Annotated in this window: 22 protein-coding genes; 9 read left to right on the forward strand and 13 right to left on the reverse strand. The window is 38.9% G+C overall.

Translation table 11 applies throughout. The annotated features are described in order from the left end of the window. Positions 1-151 precede the first annotated feature (151 nt). The 4 genes from G608_RS0106740 to G608_RS0106755 all read left to right on the forward strand — a co-directional run bounded on the left by G608_RS0106740 (position 152) and on the right by G608_RS0106755 (position 6,225). Positions 152-1,522, forward strand: a complete 1,371-nt coding sequence (locus G608_RS0106740) for a tyrosine-type recombinase/integrase (protein WP_026495389.1) — start codon at positions 152-154, stop codon at positions 1,520-1,522. Between the two features lie 206 nt (positions 1,523-1,728). Next, a complete protein-coding gene (locus G608_RS0106745; protein WP_207637687.1) occupies positions 1,729-3,867 on the forward strand; it encodes a site-specific integrase in 2,139 nt (712 codons plus the stop codon). After that, the gene (locus tag G608_RS0106750) at positions 3,848-5,761 is read left to right on the forward strand and encodes a hypothetical protein (RefSeq protein ID WP_026495391.1); all 1,914 of its coding nucleotides are present in this window, start codon (positions 3,848-3,850) and stop codon (positions 5,759-5,761) included. The genes G608_RS0106745 and G608_RS0106750 overlap by 20 nt, the downstream gene beginning before the upstream one ends. Then, positions 5,752-6,225 carry a DUF6262 family protein gene (locus G608_RS0106755; RefSeq protein WP_026495392.1) on the forward strand — a complete coding sequence of 158 codons (474 nt, stop codon included), beginning with the start codon at positions 5,752-5,754 and terminating at the stop codon, positions 6,223-6,225. Before G608_RS0106750 ends, G608_RS0106755 begins: the two co-directional genes overlap by 10 nt. Positions 6,226-6,284: 59 nt before the next feature. Here G608_RS0106755 and G608_RS0106760 read toward each other — a convergent pair whose 3' ends face one another. From G608_RS0106760 to G608_RS0106820, 13 genes are all read right to left on the reverse strand, one after another. Further along, entirely contained in the window at positions 6,285-6,488 is a 204-nt protein-coding gene (locus tag G608_RS0106760) for a RepB family protein (RefSeq protein WP_026495393.1), read from the reverse strand. Positions 6,489-6,492: 4 nt separating this feature from the next. Next, complete coding sequence (locus tag G608_RS0106765) at positions 6,493-6,789, reverse strand: hypothetical protein (RefSeq protein WP_026495394.1); 297 nt, start codon at positions 6,787-6,789, stop codon at positions 6,493-6,495. A 9-nt stretch (positions 6,790-6,798) separates the two neighbouring features. Then, entirely contained in the window at positions 6,799-8,946 is a 2,148-nt protein-coding gene (locus G608_RS20240) for a type I restriction-modification system subunit M (RefSeq protein ID WP_081677335.1), read from the reverse strand. A gap of 18 nt (positions 8,947-8,964) precedes the next feature. After that, entirely contained in the window at positions 8,965-11,862 is a 2,898-nt protein-coding gene (locus G608_RS0106775) for a type I restriction endonuclease subunit R (protein ID WP_035794941.1), read from the reverse strand. Between the two features lie 149 nt (positions 11,863-12,011). Continuing rightward, positions 12,012-13,289 carry a class I SAM-dependent DNA methyltransferase gene (locus tag G608_RS20245; RefSeq protein ID WP_051208964.1) on the reverse strand — a complete coding sequence of 426 codons (1,278 nt, stop codon included), beginning with the start codon at positions 13,287-13,289 and terminating at the stop codon, positions 12,012-12,014. A gap of 30 nt (positions 13,290-13,319) precedes the next feature. Further along, entirely contained in the window at positions 13,320-13,895 is a 576-nt protein-coding gene (locus G608_RS0106785; RefSeq protein WP_026495396.1) for a recombinase family protein, read from the reverse strand. 259 nt (positions 13,896-14,154) lie between these two features. Continuing rightward, entirely contained in the window at positions 14,155-14,664 is a 510-nt protein-coding gene (locus tag G608_RS0106790) for a sigma factor-like helix-turn-helix DNA-binding protein (RefSeq protein ID WP_026495397.1), read from the reverse strand. Positions 14,665-14,783: 119 nt separating this feature from the next. Beyond that, a complete protein-coding gene (locus G608_RS0106795; RefSeq protein ID WP_155833237.1) occupies positions 14,784-15,098 on the reverse strand; it encodes a hypothetical protein in 315 nt (104 codons plus the stop codon). A 47-nt stretch (positions 15,099-15,145) separates the two neighbouring features. Beyond that, positions 15,146-16,051 (reverse strand): DUF5688 family protein, encoded by a 906-nt coding sequence (locus G608_RS0106800; protein ID WP_026495399.1) that lies wholly within the window; start codon positions 16,049-16,051, stop codon positions 15,146-15,148. Continuing rightward, positions 16,044-16,274 carry a hypothetical protein gene (locus G608_RS20250; protein ID WP_035794942.1) on the reverse strand — a complete coding sequence of 77 codons (231 nt, stop codon included), beginning with the start codon at positions 16,272-16,274 and terminating at the stop codon, positions 16,044-16,046. Before G608_RS20250 ends, G608_RS0106800 begins: the two co-directional genes overlap by 8 nt. Positions 16,275-16,521: 247 nt before the next feature. Continuing rightward, complete coding sequence (locus G608_RS0106810; RefSeq protein ID WP_026495400.1) at positions 16,522-17,094, reverse strand: hypothetical protein; 573 nt, start codon at positions 17,092-17,094, stop codon at positions 16,522-16,524. After that, on the reverse strand, positions 17,084-17,479 hold the full coding sequence (locus tag G608_RS0106815; protein ID WP_196810153.1) for a hypothetical protein: 396 nt from the start codon (positions 17,477-17,479) through the stop codon (positions 17,084-17,086). Before G608_RS0106815 ends, G608_RS0106810 begins: the two co-directional genes overlap by 11 nt. A gap of 20 nt (positions 17,480-17,499) precedes the next feature. Then, positions 17,500-17,892: a hypothetical protein gene (locus G608_RS0106820; protein WP_026495402.1), complete on the reverse strand. Its 393-nt coding sequence runs from the start codon at positions 17,890-17,892 to the stop codon at positions 17,500-17,502. Positions 17,893-18,095: 203 nt separating this feature from the next. On the opposite strand from G608_RS0106820, the gene G608_RS0106825 reads away from it, so the two are divergent. The 5 genes from G608_RS0106825 to G608_RS0106845 all read left to right on the forward strand — a co-directional run bounded on the left by G608_RS0106825 (position 18,096) and on the right by G608_RS0106845 (position 23,580). After that, positions 18,096-18,977, forward strand: a complete 882-nt coding sequence (locus tag G608_RS0106825; protein ID WP_026495403.1) for a restriction endonuclease — start codon at positions 18,096-18,098, stop codon at positions 18,975-18,977. 230 nt (positions 18,978-19,207) lie between these two features. Then, entirely contained in the window at positions 19,208-21,082 is a 1,875-nt protein-coding gene (locus G608_RS0106830) for a hypothetical protein (RefSeq protein ID WP_026495404.1), read from the forward strand. A 96-nt stretch (positions 21,083-21,178) separates the two neighbouring features. After that, positions 21,179-21,361, forward strand: a complete 183-nt coding sequence (locus G608_RS0106835; RefSeq protein WP_026495405.1) for a hypothetical protein — start codon at positions 21,179-21,181, stop codon at positions 21,359-21,361. Between the two features lie 25 nt (positions 21,362-21,386). Continuing rightward, entirely contained in the window at positions 21,387-22,976 is a 1,590-nt protein-coding gene (locus G608_RS0106840; protein ID WP_026495406.1) for a tetratricopeptide repeat protein, read from the forward strand. 52 nt (positions 22,977-23,028) lie between these two features. After that, on the forward strand, positions 23,029-23,580 hold the full coding sequence (locus G608_RS0106845) for a hypothetical protein (protein WP_026495407.1): 552 nt from the start codon (positions 23,029-23,031) through the stop codon (positions 23,578-23,580). Positions 23,581-23,655: the final 75 nt, after the last annotated feature.

Below are 23,655 nucleotides of genomic sequence, written 5' to 3' on the forward strand. Positions count from 1 at the left end.
GCTTTATACAGAAATCCGACTTATACAACCTTAGACAGCTTCATACACTTGATTTTTCGGTAATCCGACTGTATATTTAAGGTATTGGTAATTCAGATTTTGTCTAAATATCAACTCGAAATCAGACATATTTCACGTAGGAGGTACCAGTATGTACAGAATAATTGAAAAACAGAATTCAGCTGGCGCTTGCTATGAGATGCAGACTTACGACGGGCAGAATAGCCTGGTCTATACCAAACTTATACAGGTGAAATCATATGCAACGACCAGCGACGATGGTACAGACATGATAATGCTATATGACAGCCGGATGCAGCCCATTGAAGATGCTATCCGTTTCCTGAACTTCGGCGGTATGACTGGTCAGTCCCAGAACTATGTATTCCTCGCTACAACCGCATTGAAGTTCCTGTATGCATATCTCGACATATACGGCATCCGTTTACAGGACATGACCAAGAAGGAAGCCACTGGCTTCATAGACTTTCTGAAAGGGATTTCCAGAGAAGGACTGCTTTATAATACAGAATTGACAACCAAGAGAAAGAATGAAACCGTATCATCCTATATCAAGGTCGCAAGGAAGTATGTCGAGTATCTTGGCTATGATAAACATATCCTGCTCTCCAAAAGCAAAAGCTTCAAGACCATAATCATGCCTGAGTCAGACGGGGCCAAAACAATCCAGTCATACGATGTTTCTGTCAAGACAGCGAAAAGGACGGATTATGTCCCCGCTTATATCAATATCGAAGAATACAAGGCTCTTCTGAAGGAAACAGAGGACACTGCTACTCCACTTCGAGATCGCATCATATGCCGCCTTCTGTTTGAACATGGGCTTCGTATCGGAGAAGTATTCGGCTTGACTTTGGAAGACATCAAATCCAGGGAGAATAAGGATTTCACCGTTCAGTACAGGCTTGAACTTCGTAATCGCCTCTCGGATACGAAGGAACAAAACGCCAAATCTGCGATGAATGTTACTTCCGCTGACACTTACAAGGACCCTGATTACACCCGTAAAGGCATCGGATACCAGACCATAATCATCGGTGAAGATCTTGCCATGGAGTTGCTGGAATACATCAATATCGCCCATGACAGCAATAATAAGAGGTACATGGAACGCAGGGATACTTTTGCCACAGCAGATTCCGTCCCTTTTGGAAATCCGGATATCAGGCACAATTATTATGTCTTCCTGAATACACTCGGCAGACCGCTTTCCGAAAACATGTGGAACAAGAACCTTCGGGTGATATTCAAAAAAGCAGGGCTTGCTGTCGATGAAGGAGTCCGTAAGAACAACCTTAATCACAGGCTGAGACACGGATACGCCATGTATCTGTCAAATGTCCTGCATCTGCCAGATTTCGATGTGAAAACGCTTATGAGGCATAAGAACCTGTCCACTACAGCCATATACCACAACCCGACGCCAGAGGATACAGAACGGTTGCAAGAACAGCTTATCGAAAAATGGCAAATTAGCTTATTAAAGGATGGTGACGACTGATGGGTGTTAGAAAAGGCGAAAAGAACCCCAACTATCCAAAGAATAGGAAGTCAAGATATTACGCTTCCGATTATAATGAATCGCTCAAGGGAAAGAACAAATTCTCTGTTCCTGAAACGCAGGAGTTTATAGACCTGATGTATCAGTCCTGCGATACATATGGTGACGCACGCTTTCAGTCGCAAAGGGATGGATATAAGCGTACATTGGGACAGTTTGTCCTTGGTCTCGATATCGGTTTTGATATCAGCCAAATAGACGGCTCATATCTTGTGGATTTTTACTTCAATGCACCAGGAAGACGTGAATACACCACCCCTGTTGCTAAAGACCTGATATATCATTATCTCACCCTGAACAAGAAGTATCACTGGCATCCAGAACTCGATATCATCGCTGACAATACCTTCCCGTTCTGGAACGATATCCAAAACATGGGGCATCTTGTCATCCCGATGCTTGACGGTAGCAAAGACCCACACAGATGCCGCTTACTGAAAGCAAAAACAATCATGAAAAGCGGCAATCAGGTTTTAACCCTGGTGGACTTTGATACCGACAATCGTTTCATACAAGACCTTTTGATTGAATATCATCATTCTCAGCATGATGTTATTCCGAGGGTTTATCAGCTGGATTTCTTCAATCGGTTTGCCGAGAGCCTTGATTACCAGCTTCCTTCTAACATTTACGGCTTCAACGCAGATACTCTTCTGAAACAAGAAAAGTTCTTTGCAGCTATCCGCCGTGAACCAGAACTAGAAAACAGGTTCTTTTACCGCTTCATCCTTAGCAAACAGGGCGACAGAAAAACCATATCAATCGCTGACGGTATCACGCTTGGTTATATCATGAGCGAAGGATTCGCAAAATACTTCGTAAACGGCTACAGGTATGTTCCATTGAACCCGAACGAACCCATTCCCGCCATTGATTTATGGGCCATATCTCCGAATGGATTGGAACAGACTACGACAACCGATAAGCCTGAACATTTAAGATATCTGGACTTCACACGCATCAGCAATCCTACTGTGCGTCAAGCAGCAAAACAGTGGTTCTGGTCAGAGGCTAAGGCAGGCTTCGAAAACAGATGTCGTAATGCTCTGTATATCATGGAGTTCTTCGAATACAGAGATACCTTACGGTCTATGTATCTTGACAGGTTTATTCAGATCAGAGCAGGGACCGACCTCGATACTGCAAACACAGTTCTTACCGAAGAAGTCGTCATGTATACCAATGAGTGGAACGAAAAACTAACTTCACAAAGTTATACATCCCGCATGGTTCCGCTAAAGCTGTTCCTTCAGTTCATGAACGATAACGGTATTTATAAAACTGAAGTTGCTGCATTTGAATACCTTGACACAGGCGGCAAAGGAACAAAGTCGAAACAGGAAATCCTGCCTGTTCCGAAAGATGACTTCATGAAGCTGATAGCGAAACTGGAAGAAAAGGCTCAGAACAATACTCTTCACATGCTGTATTACATTGTATTCTGTCTGAACACACTCACCCCGCTCAGAATCAGTTCCATACTCGACCTTGATGACAACTGCCTGGTTGCAAAGAGCAAAGGCATTTATGCTCTTGAGGTAAAGGTGAAAACTTCTGACGGCGATGAAAAAGACATACAAATCTCCAAAGAAGTAAAGCGACTGGTGGAGGTTGCTCTCTCCCTGACAAAGGAGACACGAAACAACGCTCCTGCCGAACAGAAGCATTACCTGTTCCTTGTGAACAATCAGAAGGACTTCTACAGAAGCATTCCGAGCAGAAGTTATGCTAAATACTTGCATGATTGCTGTAATGAGGCTGGCATTCCGAAATACTCTGCTCAGAACCTTAGAAAGACATATTATACGAACCTTGTTGAGAACGCCATCAAAAACAATGTAAGCCTGATGAGTCTTAAAGAATTAACAGGACATGCCAACATAGATACGACTGAGAACTACTATGTAAAAGAAAACATTCGGAACTATCTTGAAGCAACATATGGTGTAGAAATCGGAAACATGCCCGTTGTCGGAACTGTCGCCAAGGACTATCCAGAAGCCAAGCACGAAGATATCGTGAACGATGGTTGCGGATACTGTAGGAATCCTGAATGCAACGTTCTCGGGACAGCGAACTGCCTGATGTGTAAGGGATTCATAACCACACCAAAACACATCGCTCAGTTCGAAGAAGCTATAAACATACTGAGCCAGCAAATCGTTGATAACGAGAATCCTCACGACAAAGAACATCTGTATGCGGTCAAACGGCTTTATGCCGCATATCTGGAACAGTTGTACATAAGAAAGGAGGAGGCTGAGAATGCAGCAACAATTAGTTGATGGCACAAATGTCTTAAAAATTGACTTCTTCGACTCAATCGGCATTCAGCTGATTCCAGAAGTCGAATCATTCCGTTCAGGATTGATGCCGAAAAATCAGATACTGGAAACATTCAAGCGGATTGATAAGCTTCCGTTTTCAAACCTTGATATCAGATTTTCTGATGATACATGGGACTTCTCTGCCACAACAGACTTGCCTGTATCCAAAACAAAGCTGGTGTTTTATTTCGACTCTTCCAGTGCCTATTGTGAGCCTTTGAAGATGTATGTTCTTGACGGCATCCTGAAAAAGAACGTTAAAATCAGAGTTCTTCAGAACAAAGTCATCAGCGTTATGCGTTTCCTTAAGCAGTTCGAAGCTGAAGGCTATAAGGTGTATTCCAGAGTGCCGAAAACAGCATTTAAACGCCTTTTCGACGACATGGAAGATACTTGTTCTTACAACACGGTTTGCGCATACAAAGGGCATTTATTGAGGTTCTCGGACTTCTATGAAAGAAACTTTGAAGAGCTTGCTGATAAGAGCATCCGCAAATTCTTGCAGGATAGAAATACAGCAAAGCTGAACGACATCAAACACGCAAACAAAACGCCTGAAGTGCCGATTGATTACTTCCCAGTATTCCTCGATGCTGTTAAAGCAATCATGCGAGACGAAAAGGAAGGCCCAGAAGACAGAATAACGGCTGCTACGATTGTTCTGTACAGCCAGATAGGTTTCAGAACCGCAGAACTCTTTACGGTGAAGACAGCCTCTATTCACAATGTATATTCTCCCAATAAAGACAAGCCTTTATACTACATGGATTTCATTAGCTTTAAACATGGTAAGGGAGAAAGCGGAGGCACTATCGCCCACACATATATCAATTCACTGTCAAGAGAGGCTTATAACCTCCTGGAAGAATTATGTCGTGAATACCGAAACAACCTTGGTGTTGATACACTGTTGGTTACGAAGTTTCAGAAAAACGCCACTACTACTGCCCAGCAGTACAGCACACGATACCGTAAGTTCGTAATGCGCCATTGGAAGGAGCTTCAATGCCTGAACATCGGGGACGATTATGAAGACCTGTCATTTTTTGAAGTTGGGACATTCTTCCAGCCTGACAAGGATGGATATTACACTTACGACAAGAATGCTGACTGGGCAAAAGACCTGCAGATGGACGACAGGATTTATTATCCCACCATCAGGCAATTCAGGGTCAGTGTGTGTACTTCCCTGTACCGTCAGCAGGTTCCTCTCCATTACATCAGGAAGCACATGAACCATCTTTCTGAGGATATGGCAGCCTATTACATCAGGCCACAGAAGAACCTCGAAAAGGAATACTCTGAAACCATCTACCGTGCTGTATTCAAAGACGGTTCAAAGATGCTTGGAACGAACGGTGATGCCTTTATTCAGAAGATTAACGAATTCATCGAGCAGAACCACATGAACATTCAGGATGACATGGAAGGTGTTATTCGGGTCGTTGCAAAGAAGTTTCCACTTCGAAGCAAAGTCGGCGGCATGTGCATCCGTTGTGGAGAAGTGATTCCGTGTGCATCGAATAACTCAACAGACGTTATCTACTGTGCCTTCGGCATGTGCCCGAATCATTGTCACATGTTTTTCATGGCGGATATCTCGTATGAAGAATACCTTCAGAACAGGGATACCGCTCAGTATAACAAGGATAACGGCTATAAAAAGGCTTATCAGAAAGAAGTCAACAAGCTGAAATACATCATCGAACACTCTCTGATGCCAGAACTGACCATGCTTAAAGATGAACTGGAACGGCACGGCGAAGAGGACATTCTGGAAAAGTATCCTCAGCTGACATATATCGTAAACCACTTAGATTCCATTAAACAGGAGGTTCAGACATGGATGTAAATGAAAGAGTCATGGAGAACCTGAAGACATTCGGCTTAGATACAGAGATCAAGCCTGTTACTATGAAACATTTGTCGAAGGTTGATGAAGTGCTTGCATCTATGGTGCAGGCACAGACCGATGCCATTCAGGAGATCAGAAACAACAAGATATCCATTAACCGGGTTGCGAAAGAAAGCGGTATTGCACGTCAGACTTTCTACAACAACCCAATTATTACAGCATATATCGAGGCTTATATTGCGGCTAACACGACAGCAAGTCCTTATGAAACCATTGAAACACTCAGGGAAGAAATCCGCAGGAAGGACGAACAGATTGCGGGACTGGTCCAGAGGGATGCTACTGTTTCCAAATGCAAGGCCGAAAACCTTAAACTTACTGACGAAATCGCTTCTCTCCGTGAGACCATTAAATCGCAGGAAGAGTTGATACGACAATTAAAGGCGGATACACTCAGATAGAACTATTTAGTTACCATTGAACGAGAAGGGCCCCACGGCAATGAACCGTGGGGCTGATTTTACTTCGCTGTATAAGACTTATTATCGTCTTCCGAGGCGTTTTCTTTGTTTGCCATATACTTTGTCAGGTAATCATCCAGAATGCGTTCTATGGCCATTGTAGCTGTCTGTCCGACGTCTTCACAGTACGCATCCAGCTTATCTTTGACATCCCGGCGGATGAAGTAGTTGATATTAACTCCGTCTTTCTTCTGTCTCGGCATAGCATCACCTGCTTTCTACAAAATCATGTATCGAACCATTGTAATCAATAAGAACACGCTTCACTATCACCTGCTGTTCTTCAGGAACCATGCTTTGGATTTGTTTCTGCAGCTGTCCTGTAGTAAGTGAATATCGAGAGTTGTTTACTAATACTCTTTCGTCGAACCTTTCTGCAATCGGTGTGTTATAGTGAATAAGCTGATCCTCAGCTATACGCAAAGTCTTTGTGACTGACATGCCATCTGTTGCTCCGGCAAGAAATGCCTGTATCAGTTCTTTGAAGGTCGTTGTATTCCTCATGCCATCACCTCACACAAACATCTGCTGAAGCAAACCTTTTTTGATTTGCATGACAGCATCATACATATCTTTTGACTCAAGAGACCACATATCAACATTTGTCAATTGCTCAGCCAGCTTATTCTGTTCTTCCATAGAAGGATATGGAACATCAATCTCCCAAAAGCCGTCCATATTGATAGACTTTCCGTCACGAATACCTTCCGTCAACTCACTTAGTTTACCTTTTATGAAGGCATCAGAGCGGAAGTAGTACTTGTAAAAAAGCGGGTTAATAGGTTTTTTAGCTCTGAGTATAGTGTATGCAGGACTAACAATCCCTTTTAATGTTGCCATTTCAAGTCCACCTTCAAATGACCTCAGGTGCATAATGAAATCATTTGGATGAACAAGCTTATAAGAGCCTGCAGCGGATTTATCATAACTGATTTTTCTTCCCGAACTCTCTCTCGGAACGGTTCCAATACCTTGAATGATAGTTAACACGGTTTCTTCGGGGTGGTTCTTTTCAGAGATACTCTCAAACAATTCAGACATCAGCAAAGTGTCACAGGTGTTAGTGTCTATTATGGACTTATCATCCCAATTATTGATAGCAGTTCTTGTATAGGTATTACCCTTTTCATGTAATTCTCCCACCAAAGTGAACAGCATATTGACATCTACTGGTGGCTCCTTCTCGGAGGCATCAACATATCTTGGTATATTACAGTTAAAATCGTTCTTTTCACGTATTTCATCTATTGATACTACATGCGCATATTTAGGAACATCTTCTCTTGCAACATAGGCATTGACTATACGGTCGATATCATCATCAGAGATATAATTCGTAGTTTTTTCAGTTGAATAATACTTACTTGCATCGATAAACAAAACATTTCCCGCATTGCCGTTTCTCTTTTTCTTTAGCACCATTACAATAACCGGCAGTTTTGCACCATGAAACATTTTAGGTGGCAACGCAATAATGGCATCAACCACATTCAGATTTTCTATCAGGTGCTTTCTTATCTCATATTCTGCATCATTTTTCTTGCCGTTTCTTCCACGCTTTCCTCTTGATAACGCTCCATTTGGAAGCAGAACAGCAATCCTGCCGTCTTCCGACATATGATATACCATGCTCTCCACAAACATCAGATCAGCCTTACCCTGTGGAGCAAGCACTCCACAAGATGAATAACGAGGGTCGTCCAATAGTTTCGGATTCTGGTCGAACTTGGCAGAGTATGGCGGATTCTCAACCTGAATATCGAACATTAGCGGTTCGTTATTCTCATAATAGTTGTCCGTTTTGATGGAGTCCGAATTAAAACAACTAAACTTCTTATAGGGAACACCATGCATCAGTAGGTTCATACGAAGCAGATTGTAGTTGCTGCCATTTTTTTCGGTTGCATAGAAGTGTCCAACTTTCTTTGTGGACAGATGGTTTTGTACCTCTAAAAGTAGAGATCCAGAACCGGCACAACTGTCAGCGGCATTCTTTACCTCATCCAGGCCAACGGTTGCAAGGCGGGCAAGAAGCTTGGATGCACAAGTTGGCGTAAAGAATTCTCCACCTTTCTTGCCTGCATCAGAAGCGAACAGAGAAATCAAAATCATGTAAGCTGTTCCCAGAACATCCATCTCAGCATCATCGACATTGAAGGAAATATCATCGACCTTCTGCATGACCTTAGCAATCAGAGCTGTCCTTTCGGATACTTCTTTGCCGAGATCCTTATCCTGAAGGTTCATATCGTCAAATAGTTTATCAAAAGCAGCTTCCGATTCTTGCCCAATAGTGGATGCCACCAGAGCAGAAATCGCCTTATCAAAGTGTTCAATGGAGAATTCAGACCCCTTTATTTCATCTATAAGAGAAGCCCATAGATACTTTGGCTCAATGATATAGCCAAGGTGTTCAATAGACCATTCCATGACAGTGGGCGCCAATTCATCATTTTTCAAAGCCTCACGATATGAAATACCATCATCCTTTAACAGGTCATCCATGTAACCCTCTGTTTTCTCCGAAAGATATCTGTAAAAGATAACACCAAGGATATAGTTCTTGAACTTACTGGCATCCATGTTGCCACGAAGTTCATTAGCGATAGCCCAAAGCTGGGTTGCCAGTTCTTGGGACTGTTTCTGTACGGCATCAGCCATAGTAGTATTCTCCTTTCATTATTCACCTTCAGCGGTGAATTTATTGTAGTTTTCCTCAAGGAATCCATTCAGCCGCTTGATATATTCAGTTATCCGCAACAAACCTTTCACACCTTGTTGCTGAAGTTCCACTCTCAGAAATTCTTTTGTAACTGATTTCGTGTCGATGAAGTATTCATGGACCATTCTTGAAACAAAACTTGTGTCCAGTTTGTTTTCACAGGAAAAGGATTCAATATCAGCCTGCATTACTTCACGTTCATATTCGTTGTAAGCCTCGATGATATCAGCATCAGGATCCAACTCAAAGAACCGTTCTGTCACGAATGCCTTCATAATATCCCGCTTATAACGCATCTTTTCATTATCGGAACGTTCGATTTCTCGGAGTATAAGGTCGACGGACTTGGTCATCTCATCATTGTCATTACGGTTGATATCCTTAAGAAGGTTCAGGATGTAAACTACATTGATTTTATCAGTTCTAACCAATTCGATATTGAAGTCCACATCAACCAGTACAGACTCTTTGTTGCCACCTTTATGCTTATCATAGTAGTACAGATACCAAGATTTAAAGTCGGCATATTCGTCTTCATCCAACGTCGGAGCAAGGTCAGCCCAATCGAACTTCGAGAAGGTCTTAAGTGTGCTCAGAATACCTGCCAACGTTCTGAATGCAATGACAAATGCCCTGATATCATCCTCAGACTGTAGGTTTCCTGCGTCGTCAGGTGTTGCCACGATGGATCTCAGTTCGTCTACCTGCTTATAGTATTCAGTGACATAATAATCATACGACTGAAGAAGATATGCGTTCGGATCTCCGTCACCGGAATACAGTTTCAACGCATCATCCTGCGCCTTCTTGATATTGCGGTAAGTAACTATCTGCCCAAACTGTTTCGTAACCTTGTCAACACGATTTGTCCGGCTGTATGCCTGAACCAGAGAATGCCATACCAAGTTTTTATCAAGGAACAAGGTATTAGTCGGTTTGCTATCAAATCCTGTCAGAAACATATTCACTACCAGAAGCAGGTCTACCTGAGGCAGGTCTTTCTGCTTCATGCGCTTAGAAATATCCTTGCGGTAGGCATCAAACTTGCTGAGGTCATAGTCCGTACCGAACATATCATTGTAGTCCTTCATGCAGGCTTCCAGATGCTCACCAGCGTGCTTGTCTGGGCTTTCTTCCATATCCTGATTGGCCTGATAAGTGAAGATGGCAGCAATCTTATATCCCTTAGAGTTGTGAGCCTTCATATAGTCATAATACTTCACCAGTGTCTCAATCTTATCAATGGCAAAGATAGCAGTATAAACACTGTTGTTTTCCAACCTGGTATGCTGGTTCAAATGTTCCAGGATATCATCCGAAATTGCTGCTATGCGCTCATCAGAGTGATACAATTCATCAATGTCAATCTTGTGGCGTTTGCAATATTCCACATCGTCCAGCGCCTTTGGGTCAATCTTGGCATCCTTAATGCCCGTGACAGAAATGCTCCTCATATATTCCACAGAAAAGCGAAGCACATTGCCATCGGCGATAGCTTCTTTGATCATATACTTATGGATGCACGGATCCAACTTACCAGAATGGAAAATATCAGCTGTTGTCTGTCCCTGCGGACCTTTATTCTCCTTAAAGATAGGAGTCCCGGTAAAGCCAATGTAATTGGAATTCTGGAAGTGTTTCCGGATCTGAGCGTGCATCTTGCCAAACTGCGAACGATGACACTCATCAATAATGAATACGCATTTCTGCTGTTTGAACGTCTCCATAATGGTATCGTACTTCTCAGAACGAAGAGCTGTAGCCATCTTCTGAATAGTCGTGATAATCAGAGTCTTAGAAGAGTCCTGAAGATCCTTTACCAGATTATAGGTACTGTCCGTTTGGTCAACACAACCTGCTTCAAAGCTGTTGTATTCATCAACTGTCTGATCGTCAAGGTCGCTTCGATCGATGAGGAAGAATACCTTGTCAATCCTGCGATCATCACGAAGTAGAGACGCCAATTTGTAGCTCGTCAGTGTCTTTCCTGAGCCAGTGGTATGGAAGACATATCCGTTCATATTAGCCATGATAATACGGTCAAAAGCTCGTCTTACGGCATAGACTTGATACGGTCTCATAATAAGTAGAACAGGCTCAGTATCCTTGATAACAAAATATCTGCTAAGCATCTCCGTTAGGTGGAGCTTTGTCAGGAACGTGTTTGTAAAATCCATCAGCTTATTTACGCGGACGTTATTCTCATCTGTCCAGAAGAATGTCAGAGACTTCAGAATATCCTGCTTATGACCGAACGGATCATTCTCATTGATATTTGCACAGTACTTGGTCATCGTGGAGTTGGATATTACAAACAGCTGGATAAACCTAAACAAACCTCTAAAGGAGAATCTTCTGTAGCGGTTAATCTGGTTCACAGCCTCATTTATTTCAATACCGGGGCGCTTTAGTTCCGTCTGCACAAGAGGCAAGCCATTAATCAGAATGGTGACATCGTAACGATTTTTATACAGAACATCACCCTTGTGGGCTGGATCCATCGTAACCTGATGTGTGACTTGATAACTGTTTCTCGTCTCATCATTGGTGAAAAACACAACATATACAGTCTTTCCATTATCAAGTTCCAGCACCCACTGTTCTCGCAATATCTTTGCAGATTCGTAAATGGTATGGTTTTCAAGGCGTATCATTACACGGTCAAACTCTGCATCTGAAAGTTCCGCCACGCCCTTTGCTGCTATCAGTTCCTTGGCATTAAGCTTACAGAACTGCTTCCTGAAGTTGGAGCATACATCGTCATAGTTCTTTAGGTCTATATATTCATAGCCCATGTCGTCAAGCCTGCCGATGTACAGTTCTTCAACTTCATATTCTGACTTTGCTTTAGGCATATAATCAATCTCCTTTGTAAAATAAACCATTGATATAATTATATTGTTAGTTCCAATACAATTCTACAAAACTATTGAATTATATTGATAATACAACCTAAAAAAAATAGGGATTTTCCCCTGTGTCATACAACTACCTGTCTAAATAATTATGCTGCTAATATATAATGCTCATTATTCAGTATTTTTACAATAAACAAATTACTGATATGGAAAAACAATGCTTCAGGTAACTTCACGATACAGTCAACTACATCTATCTTAAAAAGCCATCTTCTAATATTAGATTCTCCTTGTCCTGGGTCTCCATTAAACAATGGAGAGCCTGCTAATACTACAGCTGCTTTTCCACCACCTTGCTCAGTAGAAGCCATTTTACTCACTACATGCTGTAAAAATAACATTGCACCGTCATTAATTCTTGGAGTTCCTGCTCCGAATCTGCCATCATATCCCTTCTGCGCCTCTTCCTCAACTTTTTCTTTTTGCTTTTCCCATTTTTTTCCATATGGTGGATTAGAAAGAATATAATTAAATTTCATACTTGAAAACTGATCATCTATAAGTGTATCTCCCCACATTATGTTTTCTGATAAATCCTGAGTATTATTAAAATCATCTCCATCATTACTACTAATATTTCTAATAAGAAGATTTGACTTACCGATTGCCCAGGATTCCGCCTCACATTCCTGTCCATAAGGAATAATCATGGCTGGTGCAACCATATTTTTATCAGAATGCCATTCGTCAAGAAGATCAAGCGCATCACATATAAAACCTGCTGTTCCAAGTGTAGGATCATAAAGAGTTCTTATGGCTCCATTATCACTATTTAAAAGCTCGTCATCATTAGCAAAAATCATCTTAACCGCAAGTCTTACCACATCCTTAGGTGTCATGAAATCCTCTGCATCCTCTGCTATTTCTTCACCATATCGCTCTATTAGATGCTCATAAATATCTGACATCTCTCTATCAGAAACATTATCTGGTGAGAGATTAAATTTAGAGAATCTCTGGCAAACTTCATAGAGCATTCCTGCCTCTTCGAGGGTAGTACATGTATCTGCCATCTTAAATTTTTCCATTATTTCTCGAGCATTTTTACTAAAGCATCCAATATAAGCTTTTAAAGTTAACCATGTATTGTTAACAGGAATTGTTTTCAAACTATATTTTGAATAATTATAAAAGGGTTTTTTTGATACACTCGTGAAATCATATTCTTCTTCATTCTCATTTTTTTCTTGCTTTTTATACTCTTCAACAACAGCATCTTTAGTATCTTCAAGTGCGCATTCCAATCTTCGAAGTAATGTAAATGGTAATATTACTTTGTCAAAATCCTTTCTATTTATAGTATCTCTCGTATATTCCGCTATATCCCAAATGCTCTTTTCATAGTTAAAATTATCTTTAGCCATCTTTTCTCCTTTGTAATTCTTAATCTATATTTATTCTTGAATAATTGACTTATTCTTTGCTCTTACCAAAGTTGCTTTACTAATTCCCGTCATAGCTGTTACTTGAGAATAACTATGATCAATAAGTAGCTCTAATGCATGTTCTATCTGTGCAGCAGTATATTTCCTAGGTCTTCCTTCATGGAAATCCGGATGTTTCCTAGCAATAGCCCTACCCTCTTGAGTTCTTTCCACAATCATATCTCGTTCAAACTCTGCAAAAGCAAACATAATTGTACATATTAGCTTTCCTGTAGGAGTATCATCCATTTTCCCCATGTTAAGTACATTTACAGATATGCCCCTGTTTATTAGCATTTGAATGAATTTAGAACCTTCAGCCGCACTTCTAGCTACACGATCCAACTTTGTAACAACTAAGGTATCACCAGGAATAAGTTTGCATATAAGCTTTTCAAACTCTGGACGATTTGTTGTTGAGCCTGTAAATGTATCTTTATATATTACAGAAGCTCCTGCTTGCCTTAATGATAATTCCTGCGCTTCTAAGCTATTCCCATCTTTCGCCTGAGCCTTAGTACTAACTCTTGCATATCCATATATCAATTTTTCTCCTCCTTACAAAAACAGACCCAAAATATGACATCATTAATGATACCATATTTTGAGTCCGATAAATTGCCCATACTATGCGCTTTTTATATCAGTTTCATAACTTTTAAGTTATGAGACATCTATACATTTTTGTTAACATATCCGCAGATATTAATTTCTAAATTTTATAGTTGAAGGCAATCCTGCTTCCTGCAGCATTTTTGAATATACCCTCTTTTTGTTTTTAAAAATACAGTATTGTTACTCTTTTTTATTCCCACAAAAATCCCGCTTTATACTCTATTTCAGCTAAAGCACCTATTCCTATAGATCGTAGCTGTGCTACCCCATTTAGTCCTAGCCCCTTTAGTGCTTGCAGAGTGGTTATATTTTGCCTGACAAGAGCATAATAAACTCTATTAGATAGTTCCAGATCTTCAAGAGTCTCAATGGTATAAGTTGTACCCTTATCCCAAAACAAAGCACCAAATTGACGCTTAGAACCTATAATCTTAAGTATACGTTTTATAGTGTAATGTATGTTTTGCTTTGAAACCACGTAGTATTCTGCAATATCTTTAAACGTCTTTCCCTCAACATAGCGACGCTGAATCAATTCCTTTTGTTCTTCAGTAAGATCATCTAACATTTTCAAAAGAATAGAGTTTGTCTCTTGAGATATCGAAGTAGGTAATTCTTCCTTGCCCTGCTCTTTGCAGATATCTCTTAAGAGATTTAGCGGGTATTCATATTTTGGAGAAGAGTTTGCTTTTTTAGTCATGACAACATTATATCATCTAATGCCACGCTTTACATGGGATAACGCCATATGATATGGTGCACCGGGCAGGGTTATCATTATGCCCTGCCCGACCACTGCCCTGATCACATGGCGCAGGGTCACATGTCAAGCGTGGCTTTTTCTTTTATAAGCTGTTCTTCTTTATAAAAGCAACATTTAGCCTTGTAAAATGAGGGCTTTCCATTCTGCGTATTTTTTGCTTTCCATATACTGCAGGTTATTCCCTTCTCACCATCTTTTATCTTATATATCACGCCTTTCTCAGCACCGATCTTATCCCATTCACTCTTACAATGAAGAGGTATATATCCTTGATCTATAAATTCCGCTATCTCAAGTTCAGAAAATACCCCATGCTCCAGAGCAGCATTAGCAATAAGTTGCAGATTATTCATCAAAAGTTCTCCCTTCAAAAATAAATCTCTCTGATAACAACATCGTTACCAGAGGGATTGTTGTATTAAGCAGCTGTTCTCAGACCTTCCTCGATACTATATACATATGCATGATCGGCCAATCTGTCCTCTAATGACACCTGCGTAGAATTTACTTCATTTATCATCATCTTAAGCCCCTTGCTGTCAAAGCCCAGATTCATCGGAAGTATGATTACTTCGTGTACAGAAGATGGGATGACATAAAACTCTCCGCCAAGTTTTTCATATATATTATTCATCATTTCCGTATCCAACAGAGCTGAGGCTCCATGCAATTTGGATTTATTACTTAATACATACATTCCACTGTCTTCAGGCATTATGTCTTCAAAATCTCCACCTATCATCCTGCTGAGTACTTCAAACATTGACTGGAAAGTACTCTGCTCTATCACTGGAAGATTTTTAAGGGCTGTCTTATGTAATTCCTCTGTTGTTACTCCCCAGCTTCTCATGATACTATTTGTTACCGCAACTCCGGCTGTACCGTCCTCGCTTCTGTCCAGTATCACATAATATTGAACAGCAAGATCCTCTATTACCATATGCGGTCTGTCCTTAAGCAATTCCTTATTCATTTCAAGCGATACCAGTCTCGGTACAATCCTGTCCATACAATACGCAAACTCATTCAGACTCTCAACATCTAAATTATCAGGAGCTTCATTCTCAGTTCTCATATTTGCAATCTTCTGTAAGATAGTTCCCATATCCTCACCATCTCTATATTCTTCATAAAATTTCTCAAGATAGATTGTAGGAGCTATATTACTGTCCACCTCCTTGATTGTAAGCCCTGTAAGTCTTAAAGAATTATTCTTTGTCACAACCTTAATATCTACATCAGCATTAGAAAACCTCTCAGGTAAAAATTCTCTGATTCTACCTGCTATCTCATTTACAAATTCCTCAAACATCATGCTATTCATTATCATTATCTCCTTTTCTATTAACTACTCTCTTAACTACTAAAATGTTATTTAATTCAAGTGCCCCATCTGGGCCTCTGACACATATCATGGACATACCTCCTTGTGCAGTATTGGCAGTTGCTATGCCATACGACACCGCGCCATCAGAGGTTCTTGCAAGGGTTCGCTTGCGAACATCGCCTGCCCTTGCATGGTTCTCTGATGGCGCGTAGTCTGGCAATAGCAGCTGCCTGCACAAGTGATATGTCCATGTGTCAGATGCCCAAAGGGCACTTGAATAACTTTCTCTGCTAACATTCCATAATTAAAAATCCCTTATGCATAATGTCTGTAGCAAATGACTCCGGGATTGGATTTACATATACTATGTTGTAAATCTTTCCCTTGCAGATAACCCTAGCCCTCCTAAATATATGCATGAAAAAAGCACCTACCCTCAGGTAGATGCCTAAATAAAAAATACATTACTAATGATACGTTATGATTACCTTTGCATCTGGACTAAAATATTTGTCTGAACTAAATGAAGCTTCTCCATTAATTGTTATACTTTCTATCGTATCTTCCTTTTTCAGCCACCCTGCATCGTCTAAGTCGATCTCTGTAATATTTGTAAACCCAGCACTTTTTAGTTGTTCTTCGACAACATGATATTTTTTTCCTTCCATATCACTAGATGCTTGCCCCACTTTAATTAGTCCCGCATCTATGTTATTCCTTTCAGCCACGTCGTCTGACATAGCCCACCAACGTAAATCAACAAATATTAAAACCAAAAGTATAGACAATATAATTAATGCAAATATTGCTGCTTTATTCTGTCTCGCGTTCTCTCTATCTTTTCTTATTTCCTTCTCAACTGCAGCATCGTCAGTATATCTTTTATGGATATTTATATTATGTGTATAAACGCGTTCCCCATCATCAACCGAGAATTGGCTCCCACAAAAAGGACAAAAAAGAGTTTTCCTCCCCTGAATATCCATGTTTATTCCTGCTCCGCATGAAGGACAACTTAACTTATCAATTTTATATGCCATAAACGATTCCTCCAATCATGTGAAAACTTACGGCTTTTATGAATATTATAATTCCAGGATTAAAAAGAATCAAAATCGTCCTGCGTGGCCAGAACATCATATTCGCAGTTATCATTACCACTCTCAACGTACCCTGTATGCGTTCTGCCATATCATTTAACATAGGAATAGATTCTAAAGCGGTCTTACCATATATACCTCTAATACCTAGATTTGTATAGTTACCATTGCAATCCAATCCGTAAAACCTATTATCTCCTTCTGCAGCATCATAATAATATCGAGAATAACTATATGTAATGTTTAGCCACGCCTCAGCAGTTGGTGCAATCGCAAACATACCGGTTTTCTCGTCATATACGGCGTGACATGTTCCGCCTGCCATTATATGCATTATCGGTAACTCTATAGTTTTTCCTGTTGCCTTTCTAAAACATTAGTCGCATATTCATTCAGACTTTTATTGAACATAATCGCTAATTCATCATATCTTTTTCTATCGTTTTCCCCAATTTCGTTATAGTAGCTGTCTAATTGATTTCTAAGTTCGAAGAAAACCATTCTGTCTTTTATTAGCCTGTACTGATCGTAATCAAGCTTTTCTTTAGAGTACAAGACGTAATATATCGCATATGCAAATGGAGCAGTGAAAAGCAACATTACAAATACTCCGGTACCAGAACCAATAGTCAAAGAAAACAAAAGAAAAAATATATTGAATATAGTTATTGCACCGCCAACTACCAATACAAATTTCCTTACAGGATTGTCCATTGCTCTTTTTATACGTTCACTCATTGATTTTATACTCCTTCACTTGCTAGGTATAACTGTTATAAATCGAGCATATTCTATAACACAGAAATTTTAATTCGCAACTATACAGTTGTTATTGAAATAAATTTTCACACAAGTTGGGAAATAGCATTTTCTCTTTGTTCCCTATGTAATATTGAAATATAATGATTGTTGTATGAAAAAAGCTGGGAGGTATAACATAGATGTTTGATAGATGCTGTAGTACTGGTGCTCCAAAGATAAAATATAATATTATTCATAAACCCAAACCAATTATTTTATCAGAGTCTATGGATGAAAACATAAAAAATTTGCTTTGGTATGTTCCTAATATTAGCTCGTTTCAGTCCTTTAAAAATGAGTTGATTGAAGACAAACTTTACAATGATTTTTCATTTTCCTTTATATTGCATGAAATGGGTATAGATGAAGATCAGGACGTTAAGCTGTTGGATTCGAAAACAGCAATAGACGATGATGATTGGAATTACTATTTGAATGAAATATGCTGTGACTGCCAAAAGGTGATTATTTCTGCAATTGCTAGCCAATCCAAGACGAATAATCTATTGCGTTGTATAAGAAATTGCATAGCTCATGGTAGATTTGCTGTAATTGATGACAATTATTTTATTGGTTTTAACACTTCATCTGATGCACCTAATAGTGCCAAGAAGGCAATTGTTAAGATTAAGCCTGAATTATTGCTAAATGCTCTTAAAAAGCTAATGTCCCCATACGGAAGAGAAATTCTAATAAAGCATGCTCTTAATAGGGTGGGATATGTTGTGTCAGAATCAGCAGCTTTTGATATGTTAGCTGAGAAAGACGGAAGAAAATTTGCGATCGAACTGAAGCAATTCAAGGGTAAGCGATATCTACATTTAAGTGATGTTGAAGATATTCTGAATAGGATGAGAAAGATGCCAGCTGATGTTGAACGAGTGCTATTCATTGATACATCCCAGGTAATAAAAGAAGTCAATGTCGAAGTTGCTAAAATTGATAATTTCCGTATTATTGATAGCTCACAGATAAAAAAATTATTGAATAATCCTCCGGAAGATATTTTGTTGAAGAAATAAAAAACTTCAACTTTTGTGCGCTATGAAATATAGCGATGAAACATTCAAAAAAATAACATTTAAACTTGAACCAATTATATGAAACAGCTAAAGCATGAGGGAATAAGCATGTACGAGGAAACAACAATATAACTTATGGCATGTTGCAAATTAAATTATAATATGATAATATTCCTTCCGGTGGGGACCAAGGGGTCCCCATTTTTTTTGCAAATATTTAGAGGGTTGTTATGGAGTACAGAGTTAAGTGTAACGTATGTGGAGAAGTTTTTTGTTATACAGATCAAGATATTGCTAAGAATAAAAGCGCTTCAACAATGGAAGCTTTATCAGCAATAGGTTCGATTGCTGGGGCTCTTTCTGGCAACTGGGTTGCTGCTAGAGCAAATCAGGCAGAAGTTCATAATCAGGAAAGAAAGATTATAGATTTTGAACATTGTCCACATTGTCGATCTACTAATTTACATTTTATGACTGATGAGGAATGGAATGATTATCGCCAGAGCCAAAGCATAGCATCTGGAGCAGGATTTTCAATAAACTCTAATGCAACAGTTGAGACTTTGAAAAAAAGAGTGGAGCTGTTCCTCGAACAGAAAGAATGGACTAAAGCTGATTTATATTGCGAGCAGGCTTTGGATATGGAACCAGAAAATGGGGAATTATACTTTTTGAAATTGCTTGCTGATAAAAAAGTGGCCAATTTCATAGAATTAAAAGCATATAAGGACATATGTGATCATAAGTATTTTTCTTTAGCAAAAAAATATGGCAACGCAGATGTTCAAGAAAAGATTGTGAAACTAGAATATGAGCTAAAAAAGATTGAATATGAAAATCTTATTAGTTCTATAGATGAGAATCGTTCTAGTCTAGAACTGGCAAAAACAGCATTAGCTCTTAAGTCTATGATTCCGTTTGAAGATGCTGAGAAATACTATCATGAATGTGATGAATTATGTACTCGTAAGAAAGAAGAAGAACGTCAGGCAACTCTTCAGAGTTATTATACAGATTTGAACAATGCTCGGACTATTGAGGAAGTTGAAGCAGCAAACGAAAAGATATTAGAGATATCCACAGATTCAGAGAAAACATACTCACAGAAAGCATATCTCAATAAAAAAGAAGAAATAGAAAAGGCAATTGGCAAATCTGAAAAACAAAGAAAGGGCGTACTTGTTGCTTTAGGGATAATTAGTGCCATATTAGTGCTGGCATTTACAGTTATTATTCCGCTGGTTCAGTTTAATGTAGGATTTGCAGAAGCTAAATCACTGTATTCTTCAGGGGATTATAAAGGCGCAGATAACGCGTTGGACAAGCTTAGTATTACAGGTATAAACCAATATCGTAAGGCGGAAGTTTCCTACATGCGCGGCTTATGCAATGAGGCAACTGGTATTTCCGGCTATTCACATGCTATCAATTATTTCTTGGAAGCAGGTAATTATTCAGATGCGCAAGAAAAAGCCAAAGCACTATCGTATGCATATGGGATTAACTATTGGGATAAAGGTGATTTCTATGGATCACAAACATGGTTCGAAAAAGCTGATGGATACAAAGATTCAGGTGAATATCTAAGTAAAACGGAAGATCTTGTCTTGATGGACAAGGCAACAAACAAATTCTCTTTCAATGAATATAATGAAGGCTATGAATTGTTGAACCAGGTTTCTGTTTTAAAGGATGAAGCAGAAAAAATCCGTGCCTTCTACAAAACATATGAAAAATATACTGGTGATTGGGTTGTTGTTAGCCATGAGTATAAAGATGAGCTTTGGACTAGTGGAAAATGGTATAAAGACGATATTGATTTGAATGATACACGTCATGAAGGTACAGAAAATATTACATTCAAAGTAAATGTCAATATTGGAGTAGGAGAGCCAGAAGAATGTTTTACCCTCTATTGGGGAGATTGTGATAATGAGAAAGATCGTGAGATTAATGGGAGTATAGAAAATAATGTATTCACAATGATTCCGAAGGATTCCCAAAATCCCAAAAAGCTAACATTTAATCTTGAGACTGGAGAATTGCTATTTGAGGATCCGACCGGGTTTGCTGAATGTGATAAATATAAATACAAGAAAAAATAAAATATTGTTCACACTTTGAGTAGTCACTAAGTCAAACTGAATAAAAAGAATAGTATATAGTCATAGTGTTCAGGAATAATGAGGAAGGGAACGGTAATGAGATACATAGATATTGAACGACTCAGAAGTGATATAGAATCTGAGTGTATAGGAGCATTTTTAGGTGGCGGCTTTGGCGCTGCATTAGTAGAAGCTGGAGATGTTAAAACCGCATCTGTAGAAGATTTATTAGAAATGGCTGAGAAGTTTGGAATAGATATTTCAAAATATATTCAGTAGTCATTATTTTGGGGAAGGACATGTTATGAGCGAAAAGGTAGTTATCCAATATAGCACTAATAACAAAAGGGCTTATATTGTGCTGATTTGTCTAGTTATCATTGGCTTTTTATTTATAATTGCGTCAATGGTAAAAGCACATGAAAAAGAATGCTTCGCAGTGGAAAAAGAATTTAAGGCTGATATTGAGTCAGAACTGTCAGAAATGTGTACTGATCCATTTAAAAGTATTATTGATTATCATGTGAATAATTTGACTTATTCCATTAATAGAATAATAAAAAAATCAGATGGATCATATGTTATTGATTTAGCGTTATATGCTTTTTATGATTATTCAAAATATGGAGATCAGTTTTCAGACAGTCTAATAAGCTATGACCTTGAAGATTTGGTAGACCGATATAAATTGGAAAAAGACGGATTTAAGGTATCTTTAGTCGGTGACGTTTATATTAATGGAAATAAAAATATAAACGGCTCTGACTCACTTATTTCAAATAGAAAGGTTAGTGATTCATTTAAAACTAAAATATTGACTGCCTTCGTGTTTTTCATATTACTGGAGGCACTTTTAGGATTTTTGTTATATAAAGAAATCCAGAAAAATGAGGATAACCCCGATGCGCTAAATAGAGCAAAAATGGATCGGGTTGTGCTTATTCTATCTGTTGGTATTTGTATATGTTGTGTAATTGGTTATTTTGTGTACGCATTTAATAAGTCCAAGCTTGGTGATAATAGATTGGCTGATGGGGACTATGAAGGAGCCATAGATTATTATACAGATTCTTTAGGATATCCAAATGCGCTTAACAAGCTTTCATTTTCTAAAGCTTTGTTTATGGGAGAATATGAGGATGCTTATCTATTATCAAAGCAGATAAATAATGGGAACACTTATGTTGAACCAGTATTATACCAGAAAGCTTTAGAGTATATAGAAGGTAACGATTATAAAAAAGCAGCAAAGTTAATAGAGCTTATTCCTGATTATGAAGGCGTTTCTGGAATATACGACGATGTAAAGAACTATGAGTTGTATTATGATGCTTTGGAGTATGAAACCGAGTCTTTATCTGGGGCCTTGGAATTATATAAGCAACTTCCGTCCGACTTTGAAGATGTATCTGCAAGGATAAAAGAATATGAAAAATATATGCCGTTTGTGGGAATAAATTATGGAAGTGGAAGCTTTATAAGTGAGTACTATTATCTTGATGATTTCTATTGTGTTGATGGCAAGATTTTTGCTGATTCAGGAAATTGGGAGGATATAGAAATTAAGCCCTCGAATAAATCTGGATATGAGCTAATGGGAACGTGGGATGAATATAACAGAACCATATATTTGTCTCTAACGGAAGCAAATGTGGTTGATGGTGGCATTAATAATATTTTAAAGGCCAATGGTAGAACTGTTGCAAAAGGTCAGAAATCCGGAGCTGCTGCATCTGGGACTAATTCTAGTTCAGGCAGGTGCTCAAACTGCGGAGGTACTGGGTACGTAAAGTACTATTATGGTGGCAGTAATCTGGAAGCATACTTATCTGGTCATGATGCTTTCGAAATAGGAGTATGTGGTATGTGTAATGGTTCAGGAAAAAGTAAATAAAATACATGTTAGTTATTTTGTAATATTATGAAATTAAAGGAGCATATGAATTATGAAACAAACTTTTATTAAGACATTACTTGTAATAAACATTATAGGGGTACTTGTGTTAACCGGGTGTGGCGCGAAAAAGAGCAAGGAAGAACAATTGGCGGATCAGATAGCAGAGTTACAGGAAATGGCCAGTAACATTCAGATAAGTAGTCCTTTTGATGATGCACCAGAGGGAATGCAAATAGTTCATGAGTTGTGTTCCTATTTAGAAACACTACAAAAGCCTGCCAATAATATAGAGCATTATTGTACGTATGGTTGGGATGCGGATTTAGAAATAGAAGCGGATATGTTTAATAAGGCATATGCAGAAAAAGACACATATGTAGAACTGGCTAATAAACTAACAGACGAATACAGCGCTGATAAAAAGGCGTTTGACGAAGCCATGAAGTGTTATGCAGAGTTCTCTGAGCAGCTAAAGGATTTAGATTCGATAGAAAAGGCTCATGAATCAGGCCAATCGGTATTACCGGAAAAAACAATCTATTATTATAATTCAGTTTGTGAATTCAATAATAGTTATCTAAAACAATTACAAGGAAACTAAAACGCTTAGCGATGACAGTAGTTATGCGAAGTTTACTGGCAAATACGAAAAAGGCGATCCGGGGTTGGATCGCCT

This window comes from Butyrivibrio sp. WCD3002 (genome assembly GCF_000424265.1).
Taxonomy (GTDB): Bacteria; Bacillota; Clostridia; order Lachnospirales; family Lachnospiraceae; genus Butyrivibrio.